A 21,907-nucleotide genomic window follows, 5' to 3' on the forward strand; every position below is an offset into this window, starting at 1 on the left:
GAGGTCACCACACGCGCTGCGAGGTTGCCGCGCTCGTCCTGACCCGGCCGCTGCCCGGCGGCTGCACCTGGACTTCGTCGTGGACGACCTTGACGAGGCCGAGGCGCACCTGTGCTCGATGAGCGCTCGCCTCGCGGAGGTGCAGCCCGGTGGTGATCGCTTCCGAGTGCTCATCGATCCCGCAGGGCACCCGTTCTGCCTCGCCACCTCTCAGGCGGCATCGACACCGAGCGGCCAGGTGCGCGAAGTGGATAGGAGCAGGCAAGGCGCCTGAAGTCGGAGCGCTCGCGTTTTCGTCACCTTGGCAATAATCGCGAACGGCGCCGGTCGACCTTTCCATCATCGGAAGCTGCATCATCTCGGTGGTGCGGTGAACGTGAGAAGGTAACGCCAGAAGAGTCCCCGCCGGAGCCGGAATCCGGGGATCAGGCGGCCGGCCGTGTCCCGGATATCAGCGAGCGTCATATTCGCCGGGGTGATGGGCGCAGACATCGGCAAGGGAGGCGCGGCCGCTGGTTGCGGCTCCGATACAGACCGATCGCCATGTTCGCGCTGCCGCAGGACCCAGGGGTGGTAGTAGTTGTTGTGGTTCCAGGCGTGAGCGGCGTTGAACCGGTTGATCCGGGTCACCAGCTGTTCGGGCAGCACGAGACCATCGTCCCGGGTCGACGTGGCGCGGCATCTGGGATTGGGCCGAGACCTGGGATGCAGGCAGTCGATCGAGAGCCGAGGAGCGACGTGACCGCTTATGTCGTGGTGGAGATCCAGGTGCACGACCCGGAGCTGTACGAGCAGTACAAACCCATCGCGGCGAATTCGATCGAGCTGCACGGCGGCCGGTATCTCGCTCGGGGCGGCGAGACCGAGCTGCTGGAGGGCGACGTTTCGCCGGCGAGGATCGTCATCCTCGAGTTCCCCGACGCGGCCGCGGCACGCCGCTGGTACCACTCGGCCGAGTACGCGGAGGCGCTCAAGATCCGGGAGCGGGCCTCGGTCGGCCGCCTGATCGTGGTCGAGGGACTGGCCTGAGAACAGTCGACCGGGTTCGCCGAGGGTCGGTGCGACGCCTTCACCATGTGCACATCGGCGCTGCCCTCAATGGGAATCCCCTCGCCGTTGAAGCCGGCGCCGGCGCCCAATGTCCAGCCGGGACGAGGCTTCCCGAAAGGCCGTGCCTACTTCCGCGGGACGGCGTTGATCCACAGAAAGAGCGGCATGCGTTCCCATCGCGCCCGGACTGGGTCGTGCCCGTTGAGGCGGGCCGGGCGGGGCTCACGCAGTGATGTGATGGCAAGTCCCGCGACCTGAAGAGCGGCGACGTAGTCCTCCAGAGGGTATGACCACCCGGCAAAGTGCATGGTGCGGCCCGCTCGGGATTCCGTGCCGGTGAAATGGCTACGTCCGAAGTAGGTACCGGGGACCACGAAGGGGGCGTCGGGTTCGACGCCGGCGAAGGAGCCGCGGTCGACGAAGGGGTGAACGATCGAGATCGTCAGGACGCCGTCGTCGGCGAGCACGCGGGCAGCTTCAGCCACCGCGGCCGCCATGTCCGGCACGTCCATCAGCATGTTGTAGGCAACGACTCGGTCGAACGCGCCGTCCTCGAACGGCAGCGAGGTCGCGTCGGCGACCATGTAGCGCTGTTCGGAGCCTGCCGCTTCCGCCGCAGCGACGAGGCTGGGCGAGATGTCGGTTGCGGTGACGTGATGACCCAGGGCGGTGAGATCGCGGGCGATCCGGCCCTCACCGCAGCCGATCTCCAGCGTCGCGACGCCCGGCCCGGGCAGGAACTCCCGGAAGGCATCGCGGTAGTACCAGTAGGCGTCGTGCTCGGGTGCTCGGGCCCAGTCCGTCCACTCGTTCGCGACCTCTTCCCAGTGTCTTGCTGCGTCGTGCTCGGCCGGCCGATCGATCATGCCGACAGCGTTCCCGCGGGCGACGAACCGCCGCAACGGGGTTCGAGCCATCACGATCCAGCGCCGTCGCGTGCTGTCGGTCGGCAGATCGACCGCTGGGAGCCGACCTCTTGACAACGTACAACCGATTAGTTGTATATTTTGCCCGTGACCGAGACCGACGAGGAGCGGGCAGACGCCCTGTTCCACGCACTCGCCGACCGGACCAGGCGCGACATCATGCGCAGGGTGCTGGCCGGGGAGCACTCGGTCTCAGCTCTCGCGACGAAGTACGACATGAGCTTCGCGGCGGTGCAGAAACACGTCGCCGTCCTGGAGAAGGCCGGCCTGCTCACCAAGCGGCGCAACGGTCGCGAGCAGCTGGCCAGCGGCGACGTGTCGGCGGTGCGGTCGGTGGCGTCCATGCTCACCGAGCTGGAACAGGTCTGGCGTGGCCGCATCGCACGCATCGACGAGCTGATCGCATTCGACACCACAACCCACCCCGACCAGGAGGACTGAGCCATGCCCGTCACCGACGTCAAGCACGATCTGGACAGCCGCACCCTGACCATCACCGCCGAGTTCGCCGCCCCGGTGGAGCGGGTCTGGCAGATCTACGCCGACCCGCGCCAGTTGGAGAAGGTCTGGGGCCCGCCGTCGCACCCGGCGACCGTCGTCGAGCACGACCTCACCCCCGGCGGCCGGGTGAACTACTTCATGACCAGCCCGGAAGGTGAGAAGTTCGCCGGGTACTGGACGGTCACGGCCGTCGACGAGCCGCGGAGCTTCTCGTTCGAGGACGGGTTCGCCGACCTCGAGTTCAACCCGAACCCCGACCTACCGATCGCGTCGAACGTCTACACCTTCACCGAGCACGACGGCCGCACGCACGCGACGTACGTGGCTACGTACGCCACCGTGGAAGGCCTGCAGAAGGTATTGGAGATGGGCGTCGTCGAGGGCTCCAGAGGGGCGATCAACCAGATCGACGAGTTCCTCGCCTCCTGAGGCGCCAGGCCGCGGCGGCCGGTCTCGATCAGAGAACAGCCGGTCGGACGGCCGCCGTGGCGTTCGGCGGCAATGCCACGATCAGGATGTTGCGCTGCGGTGGGAGCGGACGAGCACCAGCCCACCGATGATCATGCCGATCAGCCCCAGCACCAGGGCCACGATGGCTCCAGCCAGCCCGTTGCCGGTACCGAGACCACCGGCAGAGTTGGCCATATGCAGCCCTCCGATCGCTGCGCTGATCAGTCCCAGCCCCAGGCCCACGATGGCCCCGGCTCGCCCGTTGCCGACGCCGATGCGACCGGCGGAGCGGGCCAGTGCCAGCCCACCGACGACCACGCTGATCAACGCCAGCACGGCGGCTACGGTGGGCACCGTTCGCCCGGAGCCGATGTCGTAACCACCGACGGCGACGGAGACGTGCGCGGCCTGTTCGACAAGCAATTGACGGACAGTCATCGAGGATCCCTTCGGTCGGATAAACGAGTGCCGGCAGCGCATGCACCACGCCTGATGCGAATACTGGTTCTCAATGCGGCAGGCCTGGAATTCACGGATCGGTCGCGCGGTCGGTGCAGCGATGCGTGAGCGAGAGCGATGGTGGTTGCGGGGGCGGCGTCTGCGCATCGGGCGCCAGTCGTGTTCCCCGGCTGATGCCCGCGGGGTACGGTCGATCGCCGGTAGTAGACGCTCTCAACCGGTGCGGTAGTGCCGAGACACCGCGCCCGGTGGATGCGCACCCACGGCGGCACCCGCGAACATGGGGCCGGGCGACGGGTGCCCGGATCGAGGGCGGAATGGTCAACACCATGCGTGAGGCCGTGCGTCGCGGCGCGCTGTCGCCGGTGGTGGCCGACGCGAGTCTCGGCGCTTGCGTGGCGGTGGGATTTCTCGCCGCCGCGTTCGCCGGGGTCGACCCGGTAGTGGCAAATACCCGCGCGCTGGACGCCGGAGCGGTAGCTCTGGGCGCGACGGTCGCAACTGCGGTCGCGGTGCGCCGCCGCTACCCGATCGCGGCGTTGGCCGTGCTCAATGCGGTCTCCGTCATCTGGTTCCTCGGCGCCTATCCCGGGCGTCTGGTCACCCTGGCCCCGCTGATCGGCTGTTACACCCTCGCGGCCTATCGGGGGTGGCGGTGGGGCCTCGCGGGCGCCGCGTTCACCGCGCTGATCCAGATCGTCGCGATCCGGTTGGTGCTCGGCGACACCGAGACCGCCGGCGTGGTCCCCTTCGCGGTGCTGTTGGTGGCCACTGCGGGCAGCGCAGGCGCGGCCGCTGGGTACTACCGGGCGGTTCTCGCAGCCACCCGCGCCCAGCTCGCTCGGGAAATCCAGACACGCGAGGAGCGGGCGCGCCTACTTGCAGCCGAGGAACGGCTGCGCATCGCACGCGAGCTGCACGACGTCTTCGGGCACGCCATGGCCACGATCAGTGTGCAGGCCGGAGTAGGTCTGTACGTCATCGAGCAACGCCCCGGGCAGGCCCGCGACGCACTCGCAGCGATCAAGAAGATCTGCGACGACGGCCTCACCGACGTCAAGACCATCCTCGGCATCCTGCGTGCCGACACCCCGACGGTGGAGGAGGAACCGCGCGCGCCCCGGGGCGGGCTCGACCGGCTCACCGACCTGCTCCACACCGCCGAGGCCGCAAACCTTCAGGTGGAGCTGAACGTCGAAGGCGAGCCGCGGCCGCTGCCCGCCCCCGTCGATCTGGCCGCCTACCGGATCATCCAGGAAGCGCTGACCAACGTGCTCCGCCACGCCGAGGCCCACACCGTCCAGCTGACGCTCACGCATGAACCGTCGCGGCTCCTCATCCGGATCCGCAACGACGGGCCCACGACCAGCGCGGACACCCCGTGCGGACACGGCATCGACGGGATGCGCGAGCGTGCCCGTGCGCTGTCCGGCCGGCTCACCGCCGCTCCCCACCCCGACGGCGGCTTCGAAGTACGCGCCGAGTTGCCCATCCCGAACCCGCGATGATGTCGACGTGCGCCCGAGTCACCCGATGACCGAACCCATCCGCGTGCTCATCGCCGACGACGAGGCCCTCGTGCGGGGCGGCTTCCGGGTACTCGTCGACACCGAGCCAGGCATGATCGTGGTCGGCGAAGCCGGCGACGGCGCCACCGCGGTGGAGCTGACCCGGCAGACCCGCCCCGACGTCGTGCTGATGGACATCAGGATGCCCGGCGTCGACGGCCTGAGTGCCACCCACCAGATCGCCGCCGACCCGGATCTCGCCGGCGTCCACGTGCTCATCCTCACCACTTTCGACCACGACGAGTACGTCATCGATGCGCTGAGCGCCGGCGCCGCCGGCTTCCTGATCAAGAACACCGAATCCGTCCAGTTGTTGCGCGGTATCCGTGTGGTCGCCGGCGGCGAAGCACTCCTGTCCCCCGGGCTGACGCGGAGGCTGATCGCCCAGCTCACCGCCCGAAGCCCTACTCCGCGAATCGACGCTCGCGCACTGGCCCAGCTCACCACCCGCGAAAGGCAGATCGTCGGACTGGTCGCCCAGGGACTGAGCAACACCGAGATCGCTACGACGCTGACCATCAGCCACGCCACCGCCAAGACGCACGTCAGCCGCGCCATGACCAAGCTCGGCGCGCGCGACCGCGCTCAGTTGGTGGTCCTGGCCTACCGACACCGCCTCGCCGAACCACCCGCCCCCGCCCCATGACCGCCGGCGGCCAGTGAGGATGCGGCCGTTGCGGCTGCTGGATCCGTTGGAGCTCTCAGTCGAGTCGCACCGAGGTGCGAATCACCGTGCAGTTCTCGACGTCGAGGAATTGGACGCCGGCGTGTTCGGTCGCTCGGGCCCTCAACTGCTCCGCGACGGGCCAGAACGCGTCGGCGGCCGTCAGGTTCTCCCAGCTCGATACGACCATTCCGTGGCCGGTGTCGCGGTTGAACAGCAACTGGAAGCTGCACACACCATCGGCGCTCTTGACCCGGGGCACTGCTCCCTCGCGCATGTTCGTGATCGCCTCGTCGACCCTGGCGGGCTCCACCAGGAACCGTGAAAGCCGTAACAGGGCGCCTCTGGCCGGGATGGAGCGCCGGAAGCCGGCCACCACCTCGAAGCGCTCGATGCTCATCTCGGCGCGGGCCATGTCGGCGGCACGCGCCCGTGACTCGGCAAGTGCGGACTCCGCGTTCATCATCGATTCGCGGCTGTCCCAATAGGATGCGCCGATCAGCAAGCCGCCGGCGGGATCGGCAGCCACCCCGAAACCACGGTTGCCCGGTGTCGCTTCGACGGCAGCCCTGACCTCTCCATCCACATACTCGATCGCGGCCTCGATCTTGTCGCGATCGCCTCGCAGTGTGGTGTATCGAGCGAACATGTCGGTGCCCCTTCTCTGTTCCGTCCCCCCTCCGACCGAGCGAAACGAGTCCTGCTTTCGAGAGTGTTCGCCTGCGCACGTCTCGTCAGGAGTGCTGCGAGGTGCGCGACGGACCAGCGTGCTCGCGGCGGCTGGGACCCACAAGGGCCCGGATCGGGGGTCACCCGGCGTCGTCGGTAACGCCGTGATCTCCGAGCGGTGTCGGTCCGGGCAGCGCCCGGCCGCAGGAGGCACGTGTCGGCTGATCCATCACGCCTTCGACCGATGATTTGAGCACGGGGCTGTGGTCGTGTCTGTGACAGCACGCGAACGGGCGTCGCCCGTCGCACCCACCGGCCCTCTCCAAGGGAGACGACGTCGTGATCGCGAACCAGACCCCCGCCGACGAGTACCGCGAGATCGCCGACCGCTTCACCAAACTCGTCGAGGGTGTGCCCGACGATGCAACGTGGAATCGCCAGTCCCCCGTCCCCGAATGGACCGCCCGCGACGTTGTGGGTCACCTTGTCGAGTGGTTCCCCGGATTCCTGGCCGCCGGCGCAGGCGTCACGCTGCCGCAGGGGCCCGGCGTCGACGAGGATCCGGTCTCCGCCTGGCGCACCATGAGCGACGGCGTCCAGGCCGTCCTCGACGACCCTGCCTCGGCCGACAAGAAGCTGGTCAACCCGCACATCGGCGAGGTAGCGCTGCCGACGGCGATCTCACGGTTCTTCACCAGTGACGTGTTCATGCACAGCTGGGACCTCGCCCGCGCCACCGGTCAGGACGAGACCCTCGACCCTCAGCGCTGCGCATTCCTGCTGGAAGGAATGCAGCCCCTCGATGACCTGCTGCGCTCGAGCGGGCAGTACGGGCCCAAGGTCGACGTCCCCGACGACGCCGACGTGCAGACCAGGATGCTCGCCTTCATCGGCCGCGACCCACGCTGAGCGTCGCTCACACAGAAATCGACGCGTTGAACGCGTCGGCGGCGGGCATGCCGTCCGAGTAGGGTCTCGGACAGCATGTGGTTGCGCCTAGGGTTCCGCCTGCTGCCTGCCTACCAGCCCACAACCAGGGTGGTCGGGGTCTGGACCGAGCGGCGCCACGGCCGCCCGACCGTCGGGTCGGGGCCGGTCGACACCTGACGGGATAAAAACCCCGAGGGCTCCGTGTTCGACGTGCCCATCTTCGGATGGCACCGACGCCAAGGAGCCTCCTCGGTGGCCGCTGATGTTGCTGTCCTTCCCCTCTCGACTGCTGTTCCTGCCCTCGGCGATGGCCACGCGCTGTCCGCCGGTGTCGTCGCACTCACGCTGTTGGCCGCGTTCCTGCACGCGGTATGGAATGCCGTCGCCCATGGCGTTCCCGACCGTCTCGTGGGGTTCGCGCTGATCGGGGCGGCCTACGTCGTGATCTGTGGGGGCGCCGTGCTGGTGCTGGGCCTGCCGCCCGCCGCGGCATGGCCCTTCATCCTGGCCTCGGCCGTCCTTCACGTGGTCTACAACCTGCTGCTGTGGGCGAGTTACCAACTCGGCGAATTCAGCCACGTCTACCCGGTCGCGCGCGGGACCGCGCCGTGGGTGGTCGCGATGATCGAGGTGGCGCTGGGTCACGTCCCGCCGGTGGTGCAGTTGGTCGGGATCGCCGTGATCTCCTTCGGACTGATCAGTCTGGCGCTCGACGGAGGCCGTCTCTCACGCGCGGCGCTGCCCGCGTTGGGTGCCGCAGTGGCCACGGGGGTCTGCATCGCCGGCTACACCGTGGTCGACGCCGCGGCGGTCAGCACGACACCGGTGCTGGTCTACGCGGCGTGGATGTTCCTGCTCCAGGGCCCGGTGATGCCGGCGATAGCGCTGGCCCGCAGGAAGCAGGGCCTGTTCACCCTGGCACGACCGGTACTGATCGCGGGGCTCGGCGGCGGGGTGATGTCGCTCGCCGCGTACGGGTTGGTGCTCGTGGCCCAGACCAGCGGGGCGACCGCAGCCGTCGCGGCGCTACGCGAGACCAGCATCGTCGTCGGAGCCATCATCGGCACGGTCTTTCTCGGTGAGCGCTTCGGGATCGGTCGTGCTGCTGCCGCTGCGGTGGTCGCAGCCGGCATCGTCGTGGTCAACTTGTGAAGCGGAACGCCCCGCGGCGCATTGATCCAATCGGAGCGCGGCAATGCCGGGCGACGAGGTCGCCCGCGCGCGCCCGGTTCGGGGACTACCCTGCCGACGATGAGAGCGCTGCGATCGGCGCTGGCCACCGCAGCGGTGCTGGCCGTTGTGGTCAGCGGCTGCGCAGGCGGCGGCTCGAACACGAACGGCGCCATGGCCGCGGCGGCCGCCGACCCGGCGCTGACTGCAGACCCGGCGACGACGTCGGTCGAGCTCTCGGTTCCCCAGGCCAACGCGACGCCGCCGTTCGACGCACCACACGACGTCCAGGTCCCGGTGGGGTGGAACGCCTCGGTGTGGGCGCGCATCGCCAACGCACGCTACGAGGTGTGGACGCCCGCGGGCGACCTGCTGGTCAGCCAGCCCAACGACGGCACCGTGTCGCTGCTGAGCCCGGGCAGCGATCCCAGCGCCGTGCCGCAGCAGCGGGTCCTGCTGGCAGGCCTGACCCAGCCGCAGGGTCTGGCCTTCGACACCTGGCACGGCCAACGCGTGCTGTACGTGATCGAGTCCGATCGGCTCGACCGCTACCCATGGTCGGCCGCAGGCCCGGGCACCCGTACGACGGTCGTCGATCACCTGCCCGACCTCGAGCCCGGCGGGGACGACGTGCACCGCCTGAAGTCGATCGTCGTCGGGCCCGACCACACGCTCTACCTCCCGCTGCCGAGCTCGACGAACGCCGGCCCCGCCGACCAGCAGATGAACCCGCCACGCGGCACCGTCGCCACCGTCGATCCCGACACCGGCAAGCTACGCATCTTCGCGCGCGGGATCCGCAACGGCGAGGGCCTGGCGTTCGCGCCCGACGGGTCGCTCTGGGTCGCGGTCAACAACCGCGACAACATCGCCTACCCGTTCCACCGCGCCTACGGCGGCCAGCCCGACGCGTTCGGCAAGGTCATCACGGGCTACGTCACCGACCATCCGCCGGAGGAGGTGGCGCGCCTGACGCCGGGCCGCGACCTCGGCTGGCCGACCTGCAACCCGGATCCCGACGTCGATCCCGGTGTCGCGGGCACCGCGCTGGACGAGACCGATCCGCCGTACACGCCCGACGCGCAGAACAACCCCGATGGAAAGGTCCGCAGCTGCACGGGCCTGACGCCGATCGAGCGCGGGATCCCGGCCCACAGCGCACCGCTCGGGCTGCATTTCCTGCCCGCCGGCACGCTGGGCACCGACCGTGGCGAGGGCGCGGTGCTCGCGCTACACGGCTCGTGGAACGCGCAGCCGCCGCGCGCGCCCGCGGTCGTCTGGATGCCGTGGGACGCGACCGGCAAGACGCTCGGCGCGCCCCAGACCATCCTCGGCGGCTTCCAGGACGCCAAGGGCGATCGCTGGGGCCGCCCGGTCGACAACGTGATCGGGCCCGACGGCGCGCTCTACGTCAGCGACGACAACTCCGGCGCGATCTACCGCCTCACGCCGAAAACGAAGTAGTACCGCGAGATCGTGACCGGTGATCAACGCAGTGACCGGAACGCGGCCCGTACCTCGGTCGTGTAGAGCTCCGGTTCCTGCCAGGCCGCGAAGTGGTTGCCCTGGTCGACTTCGTTGAAGTAGATGAGGTTCGAGTAGGCCTGCTCTGCCCAGCTCCGCGGCGCTTGATAGAGCTCTCGGGGAAAGACGCTCACCGCGGCCGGGATGGTGACTCCTTTGACATCGAAGAAGCCGAGCTTGTTCTCCCAGTAGAGACGACCCGAGGAAACCCCTGTGTTCGTCACCCACATGAGCGTGATGTTGTCGAGGATCTCGTCTCGTGTGAGGTTTCCTACGGGGTCGCCTTCGAAGGCCCGTGCGATGTCCTCGTAGCTTAGCGCGTCGTGGTCGATCATCCAGGCGGCGAGGGCGACGGGCGAATCAGCGAGGCCGTACAGCGTCTGCGGGTGTAGTCCCATCTCGGTCGCGTATCCGATGCCCTTCGCGAAAAAGAAGCTCAGCTGCTCCCACGCGCGGTTCTCCTCGGCTGACAGGCCGACTGGTGCCGGGCCCCCGGACACGAGTGCCTTCGAAACGTCAGGTGGGAGCGCGCCGGGCATGTTGGAGTGGATGCCGAGCAACCCCGGAGGAGCCTGCGCACCCATCAGGTCCGTGATCAGCGCACCCCAGTCGCCGCCCTGGGCGAGGTAGCGGGTGTATCCGAGGCGCTTCATCAGCTCGGCCCAGGCTCGAGCGATGCGCTCCGGGCCCCAGCCGGTAGCGGTCGGCTCGCCTGAGAACCCGTAGCCCGGCATCGACGGAACCACCACATCAAACGCGTCCTCCGCGTCGTCGCCGTGTGCCGTCGGGTCGGTGAGTGGGCCGACGACGTTCAACATCTCGATGACCGAGCCCGGCCAGCCGTGAGTGATGATGAGCGGCAATGCGTTCTCGTGCGGTGACTTGACGTGGATGAAGTGGATGTCGAGCCCATCGATCTCGGTCATGAACTGAGGCAGTGCGTCAAACCTCGCCTCGAGCCTGCGGAAGTCGTAGTCGCCGGCCCAGTAGCGCACGAGTTCCTGCATCGTCGCGAGCTGCACGCCCTGCGAGGCATCTACCACGGTCTCGCGTTGGGGCCAGCGCGTCGCCGAGAGGCGCCGGCGCAGATCGACCAGTTCCTCTTCCGGAACATCGACACGGAAGGGGCGGACTTCAGTTGCTCTGGACATCGATCTCTTCCTTTCCGCGGATTGATCGACCTGATGAGCTGCCGCCCGGACGGGGTGCAACCCCGGGAAGGTCCGCGCGGCCATGACGGCTCCCGCCCGGACTTCGAGCTCTTCCGCCGTCGCGCGCCGAAGCCGTGCAGCATCCGCGGGAGGCCGAATCGGGCACCTTCTGGGTGCAGCGTCCCCGCGGCGCCGGCTGATGGCCTCACCCATCGGAGATGAGCGGCGTCAGCGCGGCATCGTTTCCGCTGTGACGTACAGAGACGGCGTCACTCGTCGGGCGCGAAGGCCGGCAATACGCACCTAGCGTGACTACGTGCCACGCGATCATCCATCCAACCCGACGTCGTCGGAGCCACGTTCCACGTGTGCCCGGCGGCGCTGGTCACCCCAGCACGTCGTGCTCGCCGCGGCGAGCGCCGTCTTCGCGCTGGGATGTGCGGTGCCGAGCGCGTCCCCGTCCGATCCGTCGAGACCCATCTCCACGGCCGTACGGGACGGTTGGTGAGCCGCCCGGAGACCGCACGGTTTTTCTGCCCGGCGATCACCCTTTGATCTGCCACCTCCACGTCCACCTCACCGTTCCGAGGCACTGGGCGGCGCGGGCGGCATGCAGCGAGCCCGGATCGGACCTCGGCGACCGGTCCGTCCGGGCGTGGCCCCTGGTCCAGGCCTCCGCGGGGGATGCTGCTCAGTGGTGCTCCACTGCCACGGGCAGCCGCATAGCGGGCTCAGTCCTTCCCGGACAGGTGCTTGCCGAAGAAGGTTTCCACGCGCTCCCATCCGTCGATCGCGGACGCTGGGCGGTATAGCGGCATGTCGACAGAGAAGAATGCGTGCCCCGCCTCGTCATAGCGGTGGAACTCGTACTCCTTGCCGTGGGTCTGCATGAGCCTCTCCAGCTCGTCGACCTCATCCGCCGACGGATAGGTGTCCCTGCTACCGAAGAGCCCGAGCACCGGGGCGCGCAGCTCGGCCACGCGGCCGGCGAGCGGCTGGACCTGCAGCGCGTGACCGTCGGGCGGCGTGCCCACGACGAAGGATCCGTAGCAGTCGACGGCGCCCTGGATATCCAGCTCCAGGGCGGTCAGGAACGCCTGGCGGCCCCCGGCGCAGTAGCCGATGGTGCCGACCTTGCCGTTGGAGGTGGGTTGGGCGCGCAGCCAGCGCACCGCACCCGCGGCGTCGCCCACGAAGCGCACGTCCGGCACGCCGCCCTGCGCCCGAGCCGTGGCCGCGGCGTCGTCGGGCTCCACACCGGGTGCCTCGCGGCTGTAGAGGTTCGGGCAGATGGCGTTGTAGCCGATGACGGCGAACCGCCGCGTGATCTCCTTGGTCTCGCGGTCGTAGCCGGGCATGTGGTGAATCACCAGCACGCCTCCGCGACTTCGGCGGTCCATGGGGCGCGCCGCGTAGGCCTCGATCTCGTCGTTGTCGGCACCCTGGATACCCACCGTTTCGGCGAGCACGGCGTCATAACGCACGAAAGCACGTCTCCCTCGGTCGTCACGGTCCCGGCGTGGGATGGCAGGGCTCAGCTGATTGATCGGCGAGCCGAGTAGCTCGCGGAGAACCGTCTCCATCGGACTGCTCCGCGATATCCGCTTGTGCAATATCGACGGAACAGTCCCTGATCGACCGTGCGCCCCGAATCACCACTCTGGCACGTCGGCGGAGGCGTGAGCGAGACGATCTGTTGACGTCTCAGGTGGGCGCATCCGGCAGGCGTACGGCGAGCCATGAGGGCATCAGATGTCGGTACCGAACGCGGCGACCGGCGGCGAAATTGGCCCAGTAATCCGTCGTGGGAATGTCCCAGATCCCAGCACCACGGGCACGTAGCGTCGCGGGCGTGACAACGAACAACGCGCGGGTTGATACGAATATCTCCCGGACCACGCACCGCGCACGAACTGAATGAAGCGTGCCCGACGGCCTACAAGGCCATGATCCGCAGAGCGACACACCGAAACCCGAACACCCACATTCACAGTAGAAATCCGACAGAAGGAGAGCAGGACGTGAACAAGATGGTCAAGATGGGATTGGTATCCGTGCTGGCGTTCAGCAGCGTACTGGCGTGCAGCAGTGGCCAAGCGTCCAACAACGCCCAAGCACCCAGCAGTGCCGCCCACGCGCCCGACAGTGCCCATGACCAGGACGGGGTCCGTCACACGAAAGCGGGGACAGTGACACGTCTGATGACCCAAGAGCTTCCCGACCTGCCCGGCAAGGAAGGCATGATCGAAATCGTCGATTTCGCCCCAGGCGAAACCTCCCAGGTGCATCGGCACAATTCCGATGTTTTCGTCTACGTGCTCGAAGGAAGCGTCGTGACGCAACTGAAGGGCGGCAGCCCCCAGACCGTCAACACCGGCGGCGTCTTTTACGAATCACCGACGGATGTGCACATCGTGAGTCGCAATGCCAGTGAGACGCAGCCCGCGAAACTGGCTGTCTTCTACGTGAAGGCGAAAGGTACTCCGCCGACCGTGATCCTGAATGACGGAGACAAGTAGCGCCCCTCACCCCACCTGAACGAGACCGGGACCGAGGAAGCCGACGATCGTCTCGAGTCCGGGCTCGTAGCCGTCCGTGGTGTCGACCTCCACCCACGGAGCGTCGATCGAAACTCGGTCGAACGCGTCGTGACGCAATGCCTCCACGGCCGCATCGACGGGGCGGGAGGCGTCGTGGGCGCGCCGCAACGGATCCTCGGCGATTCGTCGGATCCTCCGCTCCAGCGCGACCTCCGCGGGGACGGTGCAGTGGACGACGCGAATCCGTGCAAGTCTCTGGAGAGGCTCCAGGCCGGGCCGCCACAATCTGTCCTGGAACGCCGACTCCGCCACGATCGTCACGCCGGCTTTCAGCAGGAGCTCAATCACGGCGAAGAACGTCGGAAGCGTGCGCATCGCAAGCTCGTCACGATCGCTCGCGATGAACCCAGGAGTGGCGTGCACCATGCCCTCCTTGATCTCGTCGCGGCAGATCGCCGGACAGCCCACCGCGCGGGCTATCGCATGAGCAAGCGTGGTTTTGCCAGTCCCAGGCGGACCGCTCACGACGACGAGCGTGGGAAGCGACGTCACCCGGCCAGGCAACCAGGCCACGCCCGCGCACGCGAGAACCAGTGGCTATCAGGCCGTGGACGGCAGCTTGACATACCGCTGTCATATCGGCTCTGACCTGCGACCGAAGACTGCTCCAGCGGTCCGCGTCCGTGCGCGGGTCGTTCTTGACCTCGGACGATGGCCCGTGGTGGCGCGTCCCCTGATCTCCGAAGCGGTGCCGGGTGCGGGCGGAGACAGGCGTAGTTCCTCCCGAAGCTGGCGATCGGTCGATTCGACGTCTAGCTTCCGAGATCATGACGAACTGGGAGATCGCTCAGGTCAACATCGCGCTGCCTGTGGTGCCCTTGACCGAGCCGGAGCTGAAGTGGTTCGTGGACGCGCTGGTTCCGGTCAACGCCGTTGCCGACGCGGCCCCGGGCTTCCGCTGGCGGCTGCAGACCGAGGATGGCGATGCCACTGCCGTTCGCGCGTTCGGCGACGATCGACTGATCGTCAACTTGACGGTGTGGGCTTCGCTCGAAGCCTTGGGTGACTTCGTGTACCGGGACCCTGCTCATCTCTCGGTGCTACGGCGCAAGCGTGAGGGGTTCAGCCGGCTCGGGCAGGCTCATCAGGTCCTGTGGTGGGTGCCGGAAGGCCATCGGCCGACGGTCGAGGAGGCGGAAGAGAGGCTTGCGCATCTGCGGGAGCATGGACCGTCGGCATGGGCGTTCACGTTCCGCGCGCCGTTCCCCGCCCCGGACGCCGCCCAGGACTCACTTGGCGGCCAGGAGGACTGGTACTGCCGAGCCTGACCCCTGCGCTTAACAGACTCCGTCGGGGCCGGGGTGTCGTGAACGAATCGGCGAGGCCGGCCCGCGTCCCGGAAGGCGGCATGCCTGATCCTTACGGAGCCCTCATTGCATGGACTCGATCTGGCTGGCCAGCCTGTCCAGGCGATGCAGTGTTTCGCTCTCCCGTCCTGTCGGAAGAAGGAACAATATCCGCTCGACTCGGCTCTCCATATACGCGGACAGCACGGCATGATTGCTCGGGTCGAAGCTTGTAATGGTAATCGGCGTGCCGCTGCCGTCTTCAGCCCGCTCAGCCATCGCCAGCTGCTGAGCGACGAGCTGCGGCTCGGAGACCGAGAAGGGAAGCCAGCCTGCGTCATGGCGGATGGCCCTGGCGACGGCAGCGGCACTGTTGCCCCCGACGTAGACCGGAGGATGGGGCCGATGCACCGGTTTGGGCCAAGAGAAAATCTGGTCGAAGTCGACCAGCGACCCATGGAATTCGGCTTCTTCCTTGGTCCATATCTCACGGATGGCCGCCAGCCGCTCGTCGGCCAACCGCCCTCGGGAACTCGGGTCCGTGCCGTGGTTGCGCATCTCCTCGATGTTCCAGCCGATGCCGACGCCGAGCACCGCTCGGCCACCGGATACTTGATCAAGCGTTGCGACAACCTTTGCGGTGTGAATCGGGTCGCGTTGAATGATCAGCGTTATCGCCGTGCCGAGTAGGATTCGTTCCGTAACGGAGGATATGCTCGCCAAGGCGACGAACGGGTCATAGGCGCGGTAGTACTCGCGAGGGAGGTCGCCGCCGAGCGGGAAGGGAGTTTCTCGACTCGCCGGAATGTGCGAGTGTTCGGCAAACCAAATCGAGTCGAACCCACGTTCTTCGACCGCCTTCCCGAGCTCGCTGGGCTCGATTCCCTCGTCGGTGGCAAACAACGTGATGCCAAACTTCATATTTCCTCACTCTCGAGACATGTCAGGGCTCGACGACTCGCTTCCGGCAACAGGAGCGGCGGCTATCGCGCCGACCTGCGAAGAGACGGAGAATGCCGTCCGGGCTGCGAACGATCGCCCGCGACACGGTGTGCGCCGGGACGGTCACCCTCGTCTGTCCGGCCATGACGACGACCGTAGCCAGGTAACTTCCCCATTGCAAGTTAGCTATTTCACTGCACTTCGCATCGTGTACAAAAGGTTGCTATGGGCGAAAAGTGAAGCGTCGGGACTTCGGCCAGTGCAGTGGCTCGCCCGCACCCTGTGATCGGGCCTCAATGCTGGATCAAGCCGCCGACAGGGACGGGAGCGACGTGGCCGGTCGCCGGAACGGTCTGTGCCAGGTGCAGGCCGACGTCGACGAGCGATAACCGGCGCCGGCAAGCGACATCGAGGATCGGGGTCCAGACGGACTCGAACGATTTCACCGTTCGGCTCAGGCCGCAGTTGGCCACCAGTGATACGGACTCGGTAGAAGATGCCGACATTCTGGTGCTCGACCCTCGCACGCGCGGTGGCCGCGGGGATCACTCTGGAGTCCACGCCCAGCAGGCGTTCAACCACTGCGTCGCAGCCGGTCTCCTCGACGACCTCCCGGATCACCGCATCGAACGGATCCTCCCCGTGCTCGACCTGGCCGCCCGGAAGGGTCCAGCTGCTCTCGCCCATCGGTGGTACATGACGGGCGAGCAGCACACGCCCGTCCTCGACGCACACGGCGTACGCCGCCAGCCGGAAACTCATCCCCCGCACCAGCATCACTATCCAGCAGGTGCGCCAGGACGTTGCTACGAGCCGAACGCCAGTTGCTGGGAGAAGAACGGCAGGACCTTCTCCTCGAGGCGCTGCGGGACCCCGCTGTTGTGGTCGCCCTCGTAGGTCTCGAAGGTGTGCGGCACGTCGAACCGGTTGAGGCGGTCGACGAAGACCTGGTCGCTGGCGAGCAGGCTGTCCTGGAGCCCGATGTCGAGCGCGATCGCCTTGTATTTCTTGAGGTTCCCGGCGTACTGGTCGAGCATGGCGACCGGCGAGTTCGCCGCCCACTTCTCGGCAACGTCCGGCAGCACCTCACCGTTCTTCGTCGGCAGGTCGAAGAAGAACGGTGGATTCTTCGGGTTCGGCGCCCATGCCGCGGCTCGAGCCAGCGTGCCCATCACATCGCGATTGCCCTGTGCTTCTTCGGGGCTCTTGATCGACTCGGCCAGCGGGGTCACACCGCCGGCCGGAGGGCGGATGGTGCCTTCGTTCAGGCAGCAGGAGCTGAGCGCGTAGAGCGCGTTGAACACGTCGGGGCGCTTCATACCGATCCGGATCGTCCCGTAGCCGCCCATCGAATGGCCCGCGAGCCCACGGCTCGCACGCGTCGCGATCGTGCGGTAGTTCTGGTCGACATAGCTGACGAGATCGTCGGCGACGTACGTTTCCCAGTCGCCGGCCGTCACCGAGTTCGAGTACATGCAGCCGCCGTAGGCGTTCATGCAGTTGGGCATCACGAGGATCATCTCCTGCGCGCTGCCGTTGGCGAAGACGCGTTCGGCGATCTGGTCCAACTGGCGGCCGCCGGGACCGAAGTAGGACAGGTCCGTCCCGGTGTATCCGTGCAGCAGATAAACCACCGGATACCGGCGATCGGAATCGGTGGCGTAGCTCGCCGGCAGGTAGATCGACACATCGGGGTCGGCCGATTCGCCCATCAGGTTGCCCTCGAGCGACTTTCCGTGCACCTTGACGCGCTCCAGCTTGCCCGCACCGGCGGACGGTGCGGCAGCCTGCGGTTCCGGCTCCTGGGCCTGCGATGACCAGCTCCCGCATGCAGAAAGGGCGAAGAGAACCGCGGAGCAGGTTGCCGCCAGCAGCGCCCGTGAACGAATCAGCGCCATACGAACACCTCCACATCCTTGTGCCCGGACCAATATCCGGCGAGGCAGTCCTTCGGGGCCGGATCGGGGCGCCCGGGGAAAGCGGGGCGAATCCGTTCCGCGATCTTGTTGTATTACGGCCGATGTTCCACTGCGGACAACCATGATCATGAGATGCCTCAGGGCCGGTGTCAACCGATGATCCGTGGGGCGGAAACGCTTCGACGATCTCGCGTGCCCGCGGAGCCGGACGCTGTCACTCCTGTTCGCCTAGGTCAGCTGCGGTTGAGTGACAGGGGATGTCGCGACTGCCACTCGCGCTGTCACCACCGTTTCAGCCCCGCCTCACGCGGCCATCTCCGCTTCCACACGCTTGACCCGCCCTCGAATCAGCCGGTCAGCACTGACGCGCCGACACGACGCGTCCGTCTCGGTGCCAGATGCGGATGCGGTCCCCGCGCAGGTCGAGACTGGCCTTCCAGTCCGTGTCCAGGTCGAAGAGGTCGACGCGGAAGCCGCCGGCCTCATAGACGGCGGCAACATCCTGAGCGACCTGCCCCACCGCTGCCTCGAGGGGTGGCTCAGGCTGAGGCCAATTCGCCGGGTACCCGTCTGGGCGTCGTTCGTCCTCGATAGCCGCCATCACCTCACGGTAGGCGACGAACTCGCTGATCCCCCGCATCTGGTTGTGACAACGTTGCGTTGCCACTCCTCCCCCGGGTTGACTGTGATCTCCGCGCGGCGACGCCCGCCGAAGTCCGCGGTGCAATTCGGTGGCCGCCCTGCCGGACCCCTCGGATGATCGTTGAGTGGACATGAGCGAGAGTGCAGTCATCGTGCCGGTGCCAGAGGCCGAGCCGGTGGTCGGCGAGTTTCGCGCCTCGTTGGATCGCTCTGCTGGATGGGGCGTGCCGGCGCACGTGACCGTCATCTACCCATTCCTTGCTCCCGATCGTCTCGGCCTCGACGAGCTGCGGCGGCTGCGCGATGCGGTTCGATCTGTGCCGCGCTTCGACGTCTCCTTTCCGGAGGTGCGCTGGTTCGCCGACACCGTCGTATGGCTTGCTCCACATCCGGCCGACGGCTTCCGCGCGTTGATCGACGCCGTGTGGTCTGCGTTTCCAGAATGCCCGCCCTACGGCGGAGCGTTCGACACGCCGGTGCCTCATCTGACCATCGGAGACGATGCCGCCCTCGACGCGTTGTCCGCCGCGGGTGACGCGGTCTCCAGACGACTGCCGGTGACAGCGTCAGTGCAGGTGGCGCACCTGTTCCAGGGCTCGGCCACGCCCGGGGCATGGCGCAGCGTGGCTGAACTACCTCTGGGATGAGTGGCGATGCAGGCCGCGTTGACGGTGCTCTACCTGGTCAAATCGAGGTCCTCGGCGGTCGCCGCGATAGGGCGCTGTCCAGGCGAAGGGCGATAGGCGGCGAGTGCGACGGGGCGGCGGTTGCTGGTGAAGGACTCGAGGGCCTGACGCACGGCGAACTGGGATTGCCGCAGGTATCTGGCCAGGATGATGGCGTCCTCGATGGATGAGGTCGCGCCCCGACCGGCCGCCGGGGACAGCGCATGGGCGGCGTCGCCGATGACAACCGTGTGGCCGCGGTGCCAGACGTCGGTGGGGTCGAGGTCGTAGAGCGCGATCGGGCGGCTCACCGAAGAGCTGTCGAGCACGGAATGCACGGGCGTGTCTCGTAGCGGGGCGATCATCGTCGGCAGTTCGATCGTCGCGGTGGGGCTGTCACTCTGGTGGCGGCAGAACCAGAACGAGCCGTCGCGTGCGTCGCCGACGTAGCCGGCAACACCGTTGCGGTGTCGCCAGAAGTGCAGCACGCCGGTCGGTAGTCCGGCTACCGAGCGGGGGTGGTGGCCGTAACGGATGATCTCGCCGGTGTAAGCAGGTTCGACCAGGTTGCCGATCGAGCGGCGGGTTGCTGAACGGGCTCCGTCCGCACCGACGATCAAGTCCGCGTTGAGATCGGCTGCGGTTGCAGCGCTGCCGTAATGGCAGGTGATGCCCAGCTTGTCCAGCTGATCCCGCAGAATTGACACCAAGTCCTGTCGCCACACGTGGGTGCTCGGGTACCGATGCGTGGGTTCAGAACGCGCAAACTCCGACACTGCGCCGGTAGCGACGTCGACGGTGCGCACCTTTGCAATGGGGAAGCCGACGGCCCGCACGCTGTCGGCGACACCCACCTGATCGAGCCCGGTCATCGCAGCGGGCCCGAGCGTGACCCATCCCCAGTCCTCCACGGGCCGCGCCCCGGCTTCATGGACTTCGACCTCGACACCGATCGCGGCAAGGGCGAGCGCCCCGGTTGCCCCACCGATACCACCACCGATCACCACTGAGCGCATGTCCGCCAAGCCTTCCCCGACTACCGTCCTTGTCGCTTTGGTCGTCAATCTGCCACGCCCCGCATACGAACGTACGGCGCTCACCGACCTCCGTTCACATCCCCACAGCACCAGATTATGTGAACTTGCCGCCGGCGTCGGCGCGCGCAGTTCGTCGGCGATCGTCAATCCAGCACGGAGCGTGGAATATGTCCGCTGCAGAAGCAGGAACACTTTTCCTCTCGACATCGCAGCAGGGGGAGATCACCCCCTTCGGCACCGATCTTCTGCCGCCTGCGGAGGCAACGAGATCACGGTCCCGGAGGGCACGTCGATCTACGACGCCCGAGCAAGTGGGCGTCGGCATCCCGGTGCTGTGCCCCACGTATCGATTGCCGGCCGCTCAGCGGGTGAGCAGCAGACCGATATGGCGGTGGCAGCGAGCAGGGCCACGATGAGTGCGTTCTCCTTTTCGTTCTTTCTCACCTCGGAGTTCTCACCCCAGTTGACGGCACCGGGCGGCCAACTCGGCGCGGACGTTTCCTCGTCAGCGGCGAGGCGTTTCCTCCTTGAGGTTTCCCGGAGCAGACCCGGAGTGGCGATGCTCACGGCGCCAGCATCTGGGCGTCATCCCGTACTGCCGCTGGAATGCCCGCTCGAACGTCCTGCGGTCGCCGAACCCCACCTCAGCCGCGATGTCCGACGTCGTGAGCCACTCGCGCCTCGGGTCGGACAGCATCGCCTGGGCCGCGAGCAGCCGTTGCTCGCGCAGGTACGCAGCGGGCGTGGATCCGATCCGTTCGAACAGGGTGTAGACGTGACTGACCGACACGTGGTGCCGCCGCGCCAGCTCCTCGACCCGCAGGTGCGGATCAGCCAGGTGTTCGCGCAGATGCCGACGCATCATCTCCAGCAGCACCGCCGCGGAGCCATCCCCGCCCGGAACCGAGGGGACGACGCCCCGCAGCGCCATGGCGAGCAGATCGATCGCGACACGCCCGGCGTCCAGCCGCTGCGGCGCGGTAAGGCCTTCGGCGGCGTCGAACAACCGACCGAGGTAGTCGGACAGCACCTGCATGGCCGGCGCCGCGGGCTCCATCCTGCGCGCACAGGCCTCATTGATCTCGGCGGCGCGGAGTGGGAGCAGCTCGCGGGAGAAACGCAGCGTCAACCGCTGGGTCTCGGCCTGCGTGACCCACCGGAAGGGACTACGCGCCTCGATCAGAACCCCCGCACCGGCCGCTAACTCGGCGAAACGGCCGCGCTGGAACAGATCGCTCCGACCGGCCACATGCACGGCGAACAACATCCGGCTACCGTCCGACGCCCTCGCCGCCATCCGGTCGGTCCGCTCCGTCGACCTCGGCCCTCCCCAATGCGACCGCGAGAGCGTCAGCCCGTTGTCCAGCTCCTGCAACGCCACCCGCCCGCGAGAGTCGGGACCCATCCGAGAGATCGCCGGTATGAAGAGCTTACTGACGACGTCCGAGGACTCCCCACCGGAGAACTCATGAATCAGCACGTACCCGAGGTTAGCGCGCACCGTTAGAGGTCTCAGCTATCCACTCCGATTTGCGTGGATAGCGACATTCTCCAGACGCCGACGAAAGATTATTCGATCAGCCGACCCGACCCCGTTCAGGCTTGCGCTCGGGCTGCGGACATCGAGCGGATGCGCCACCCTGCGCGACGCGTGGCCCAAGCGGCCCGTCGGCGCAGCCGAAGGGTCCCCGGCGCCGGGAGGCCGCAGAACTCGAGGAGGAAATGCCTCCCCGCCGACGAGGAAACGCCCGCGC

Annotated in this window: 26 protein-coding genes and 1 pseudogene; 13 read left to right on the forward strand and 14 right to left on the reverse strand. The window is 67.5% G+C overall.

Annotated elements, in window-relative coordinates; genetic code table 11:
* Positions 1-13: 13 nt before the first annotated feature.
* A pseudogene (locus ABD743_RS04835) lies at positions 14-274 on the forward strand (VOC family protein); the annotation flags it as partial.
* A gap of 80 nt (positions 275-354) precedes the next feature.
* Here ABD743_RS04835 and ABD743_RS04840 read toward each other — a convergent pair.
* Positions 355-648: a hypothetical protein gene (locus ABD743_RS04840; RefSeq protein ID WP_344719283.1), complete on the reverse strand. Its 294-nt coding sequence runs from the start codon at positions 646-648 to the stop codon at positions 355-357.
* Between the two features lie 90 nt (positions 649-738).
* On the opposite strand from ABD743_RS04840, the gene ABD743_RS04845 reads away from it, so the two are divergent.
* Entirely contained in the window at positions 739-1,029 is a 291-nt protein-coding gene (locus tag ABD743_RS04845) for a DUF1330 domain-containing protein (RefSeq protein ID WP_344719284.1), read from the forward strand.
* A gap of 146 nt (positions 1,030-1,175) precedes the next feature.
* On the opposite strand, the gene ABD743_RS04850 is transcribed toward ABD743_RS04845, so the two are convergent.
* Complete coding sequence (locus ABD743_RS04850) at positions 1,176-1,916, reverse strand: class I SAM-dependent methyltransferase (protein WP_344719285.1); 741 nt, start codon at positions 1,914-1,916, stop codon at positions 1,176-1,178.
* A gap of 147 nt (positions 1,917-2,063) precedes the next feature.
* On the opposite strand from ABD743_RS04850, the gene ABD743_RS04855 reads away from it, so the two are divergent.
* Both ABD743_RS04855 and ABD743_RS04860 read left to right on the forward strand, forming a co-directional pair.
* Positions 2,064-2,417, forward strand: coding sequence for an ArsR/SmtB family transcription factor (locus ABD743_RS04855; protein WP_344719287.1), 354 nt, complete (start codon positions 2,064-2,066; stop codon positions 2,415-2,417).
* Positions 2,418-2,420: 3 nt separating this feature from the next.
* Positions 2,421-2,906 (forward strand): SRPBCC family protein, encoded by a 486-nt coding sequence (locus ABD743_RS04860; protein ID WP_344719289.1) that lies wholly within the window; start codon positions 2,421-2,423, stop codon positions 2,904-2,906.
* Positions 2,907-2,987: 81 nt separating this feature from the next.
* Here ABD743_RS04860 and ABD743_RS04865 read toward each other — a convergent pair whose 3' ends face one another.
* On the reverse strand, positions 2,988-3,365 hold the full coding sequence (locus ABD743_RS04865; RefSeq protein ID WP_344719291.1) for a DUF6223 family protein: 378 nt from the start codon (positions 3,363-3,365) through the stop codon (positions 2,988-2,990).
* Between the two features lie 338 nt (positions 3,366-3,703).
* Here ABD743_RS04865 and ABD743_RS04870 point away from each other — a divergent pair, with 338 nt between their 5' ends.
* Entirely contained in the window at positions 3,704-4,894 is a 1,191-nt protein-coding gene (locus tag ABD743_RS04870) for a sensor histidine kinase (protein ID WP_344719293.1), read from the forward strand.
* A 25-nt stretch (positions 4,895-4,919) separates the two neighbouring features.
* Complete coding sequence (locus ABD743_RS04875) at positions 4,920-5,600, forward strand: response regulator (protein WP_344719295.1); 681 nt, start codon at positions 4,920-4,922, stop codon at positions 5,598-5,600.
* A gap of 55 nt (positions 5,601-5,655) precedes the next feature.
* Here ABD743_RS04875 and ABD743_RS04880 read toward each other — a convergent pair whose 3' ends face one another.
* Entirely contained in the window at positions 5,656-6,267 is a 612-nt protein-coding gene (locus tag ABD743_RS04880; RefSeq protein WP_344719297.1) for a hypothetical protein, read from the reverse strand.
* 359 nt (positions 6,268-6,626) lie between these two features.
* Between ABD743_RS04880 and ABD743_RS04885 the strand changes: the two genes are divergently transcribed.
* The 4 genes from ABD743_RS04885 to ABD743_RS04900 all read left to right on the forward strand — a co-directional run bounded on the left by ABD743_RS04885 (position 6,627) and on the right by ABD743_RS04900 (position 9,851).
* The gene (locus ABD743_RS04885; protein WP_344719299.1) at positions 6,627-7,196 is read left to right on the forward strand and encodes a TIGR03086 family metal-binding protein; all 570 of its coding nucleotides are present in this window, start codon (positions 6,627-6,629) and stop codon (positions 7,194-7,196) included.
* 75 nt (positions 7,197-7,271) lie between these two features.
* The gene (locus ABD743_RS04890) at positions 7,272-7,394 is read left to right on the forward strand and encodes a hypothetical protein (protein ID WP_344719301.1); all 123 of its coding nucleotides are present in this window, start codon (positions 7,272-7,274) and stop codon (positions 7,392-7,394) included.
* Positions 7,395-7,469: 75 nt separating this feature from the next.
* On the forward strand, positions 7,470-8,369 hold the full coding sequence (locus tag ABD743_RS04895) for an EamA family transporter (RefSeq protein WP_344719303.1): 900 nt from the start codon (positions 7,470-7,472) through the stop codon (positions 8,367-8,369).
* Between the two features lie 99 nt (positions 8,370-8,468).
* Positions 8,469-9,851: a PQQ-dependent sugar dehydrogenase gene (locus ABD743_RS04900; RefSeq protein WP_344719305.1), complete on the forward strand. Its 1,383-nt coding sequence runs from the start codon at positions 8,469-8,471 to the stop codon at positions 9,849-9,851.
* Positions 9,852-9,874: 23 nt separating this feature from the next.
* Here the strand turns inward: ABD743_RS04900 and ABD743_RS04905 are convergent, their stop codons facing one another.
* The 3 genes from ABD743_RS04905 to ABD743_RS04915 form a co-directional block, all read right to left on the reverse strand.
* The gene (locus tag ABD743_RS04905; protein WP_344719306.1) at positions 9,875-11,122 is read right to left on the reverse strand and encodes an epoxide hydrolase family protein; all 1,248 of its coding nucleotides are present in this window, start codon (positions 11,120-11,122) and stop codon (positions 9,875-9,877) included.
* Between the two features lie 267 nt (positions 11,123-11,389).
* Positions 11,390-11,542, reverse strand: coding sequence for a hypothetical protein (locus tag ABD743_RS04910; RefSeq protein WP_344719307.1), 153 nt, complete (start codon positions 11,540-11,542; stop codon positions 11,390-11,392).
* Positions 11,543-11,793: 251 nt separating this feature from the next.
* Positions 11,794-12,645: a dienelactone hydrolase family protein gene (locus ABD743_RS04915; protein WP_344719309.1), complete on the reverse strand. Its 852-nt coding sequence runs from the start codon at positions 12,643-12,645 to the stop codon at positions 11,794-11,796.
* Positions 12,646-13,092: 447 nt separating this feature from the next.
* On the opposite strand from ABD743_RS04915, the gene ABD743_RS04920 reads away from it, so the two are divergent.
* Positions 13,093-13,581: a cupin domain-containing protein gene (locus ABD743_RS04920; protein ID WP_344719534.1), complete on the forward strand. Its 489-nt coding sequence runs from the start codon at positions 13,093-13,095 to the stop codon at positions 13,579-13,581.
* Positions 13,582-13,587: 6 nt separating this feature from the next.
* Here the strand turns inward: ABD743_RS04920 and ABD743_RS04925 are convergent, their stop codons facing one another.
* Positions 13,588-14,175 (reverse strand): AAA family ATPase, encoded by a 588-nt coding sequence (locus tag ABD743_RS04925; RefSeq protein ID WP_344719311.1) that lies wholly within the window; start codon positions 14,173-14,175, stop codon positions 13,588-13,590.
* Between the two features lie 254 nt (positions 14,176-14,429).
* Here ABD743_RS04925 and ABD743_RS04930 point away from each other — a divergent pair, with 254 nt between their 5' ends.
* The gene (locus tag ABD743_RS04930; RefSeq protein ID WP_344719313.1) at positions 14,430-14,930 is read left to right on the forward strand and encodes a DUF3291 domain-containing protein; all 501 of its coding nucleotides are present in this window, start codon (positions 14,430-14,432) and stop codon (positions 14,928-14,930) included.
* A 102-nt stretch (positions 14,931-15,032) separates the two neighbouring features.
* Here ABD743_RS04930 and ABD743_RS04935 read toward each other — a convergent pair whose 3' ends face one another.
* From ABD743_RS04935 to ABD743_RS04950, 4 genes are all read right to left on the reverse strand, one after another.
* Positions 15,033-15,869, reverse strand: coding sequence for an LLM class F420-dependent oxidoreductase (locus ABD743_RS04935; protein ID WP_344719315.1), 837 nt, complete (start codon positions 15,867-15,869; stop codon positions 15,033-15,035).
* A 207-nt stretch (positions 15,870-16,076) separates the two neighbouring features.
* Positions 16,077-16,667 carry an NUDIX hydrolase gene (locus ABD743_RS04940; protein ID WP_344719316.1) on the reverse strand — a complete coding sequence of 197 codons (591 nt, stop codon included), beginning with the start codon at positions 16,665-16,667 and terminating at the stop codon, positions 16,077-16,079.
* Between the two features lie 29 nt (positions 16,668-16,696).
* Positions 16,697-17,938 carry an alpha/beta hydrolase gene (locus ABD743_RS04945; RefSeq protein ID WP_344719318.1) on the reverse strand — a complete coding sequence of 414 codons (1,242 nt, stop codon included), beginning with the start codon at positions 17,936-17,938 and terminating at the stop codon, positions 16,697-16,699.
* 226 nt (positions 17,939-18,164) lie between these two features.
* The gene (locus tag ABD743_RS04950) at positions 18,165-18,410 is read right to left on the reverse strand and encodes a hypothetical protein (protein ID WP_344719320.1); all 246 of its coding nucleotides are present in this window, start codon (positions 18,408-18,410) and stop codon (positions 18,165-18,167) included.
* 172 nt (positions 18,411-18,582) lie between these two features.
* On the opposite strand from ABD743_RS04950, the gene ABD743_RS04955 reads away from it, so the two are divergent.
* Positions 18,583-19,098, forward strand: a complete 516-nt coding sequence (locus tag ABD743_RS04955; RefSeq protein ID WP_344719535.1) for a 2'-5' RNA ligase family protein — start codon at positions 18,583-18,585, stop codon at positions 19,096-19,098.
* A 29-nt stretch (positions 19,099-19,127) separates the two neighbouring features.
* Here ABD743_RS04955 and ABD743_RS04960 read toward each other — a convergent pair whose 3' ends face one another.
* Both ABD743_RS04960 and ABD743_RS04965 read right to left on the reverse strand, forming a co-directional pair.
* A complete protein-coding gene (locus ABD743_RS04960; protein WP_344719537.1) occupies positions 19,128-20,132 on the reverse strand; it encodes an FAD-dependent oxidoreductase in 1,005 nt (334 codons plus the stop codon).
* Positions 20,133-20,658: 526 nt separating this feature from the next.
* Positions 20,659-21,633 carry a helix-turn-helix domain-containing protein gene (locus ABD743_RS04965; RefSeq protein ID WP_344719321.1) on the reverse strand — a complete coding sequence of 325 codons (975 nt, stop codon included), beginning with the start codon at positions 21,631-21,633 and terminating at the stop codon, positions 20,659-20,661.
* Positions 21,634-21,907: the final 274 nt, after the last annotated feature.

Source organism: Pseudonocardia yunnanensis (genome assembly GCF_039534065.1).
GTDB classification, from domain to species: domain Bacteria; phylum Actinomycetota; class Actinomycetes; order Mycobacteriales; family Pseudonocardiaceae; genus Pseudonocardia; species Pseudonocardia yunnanensis.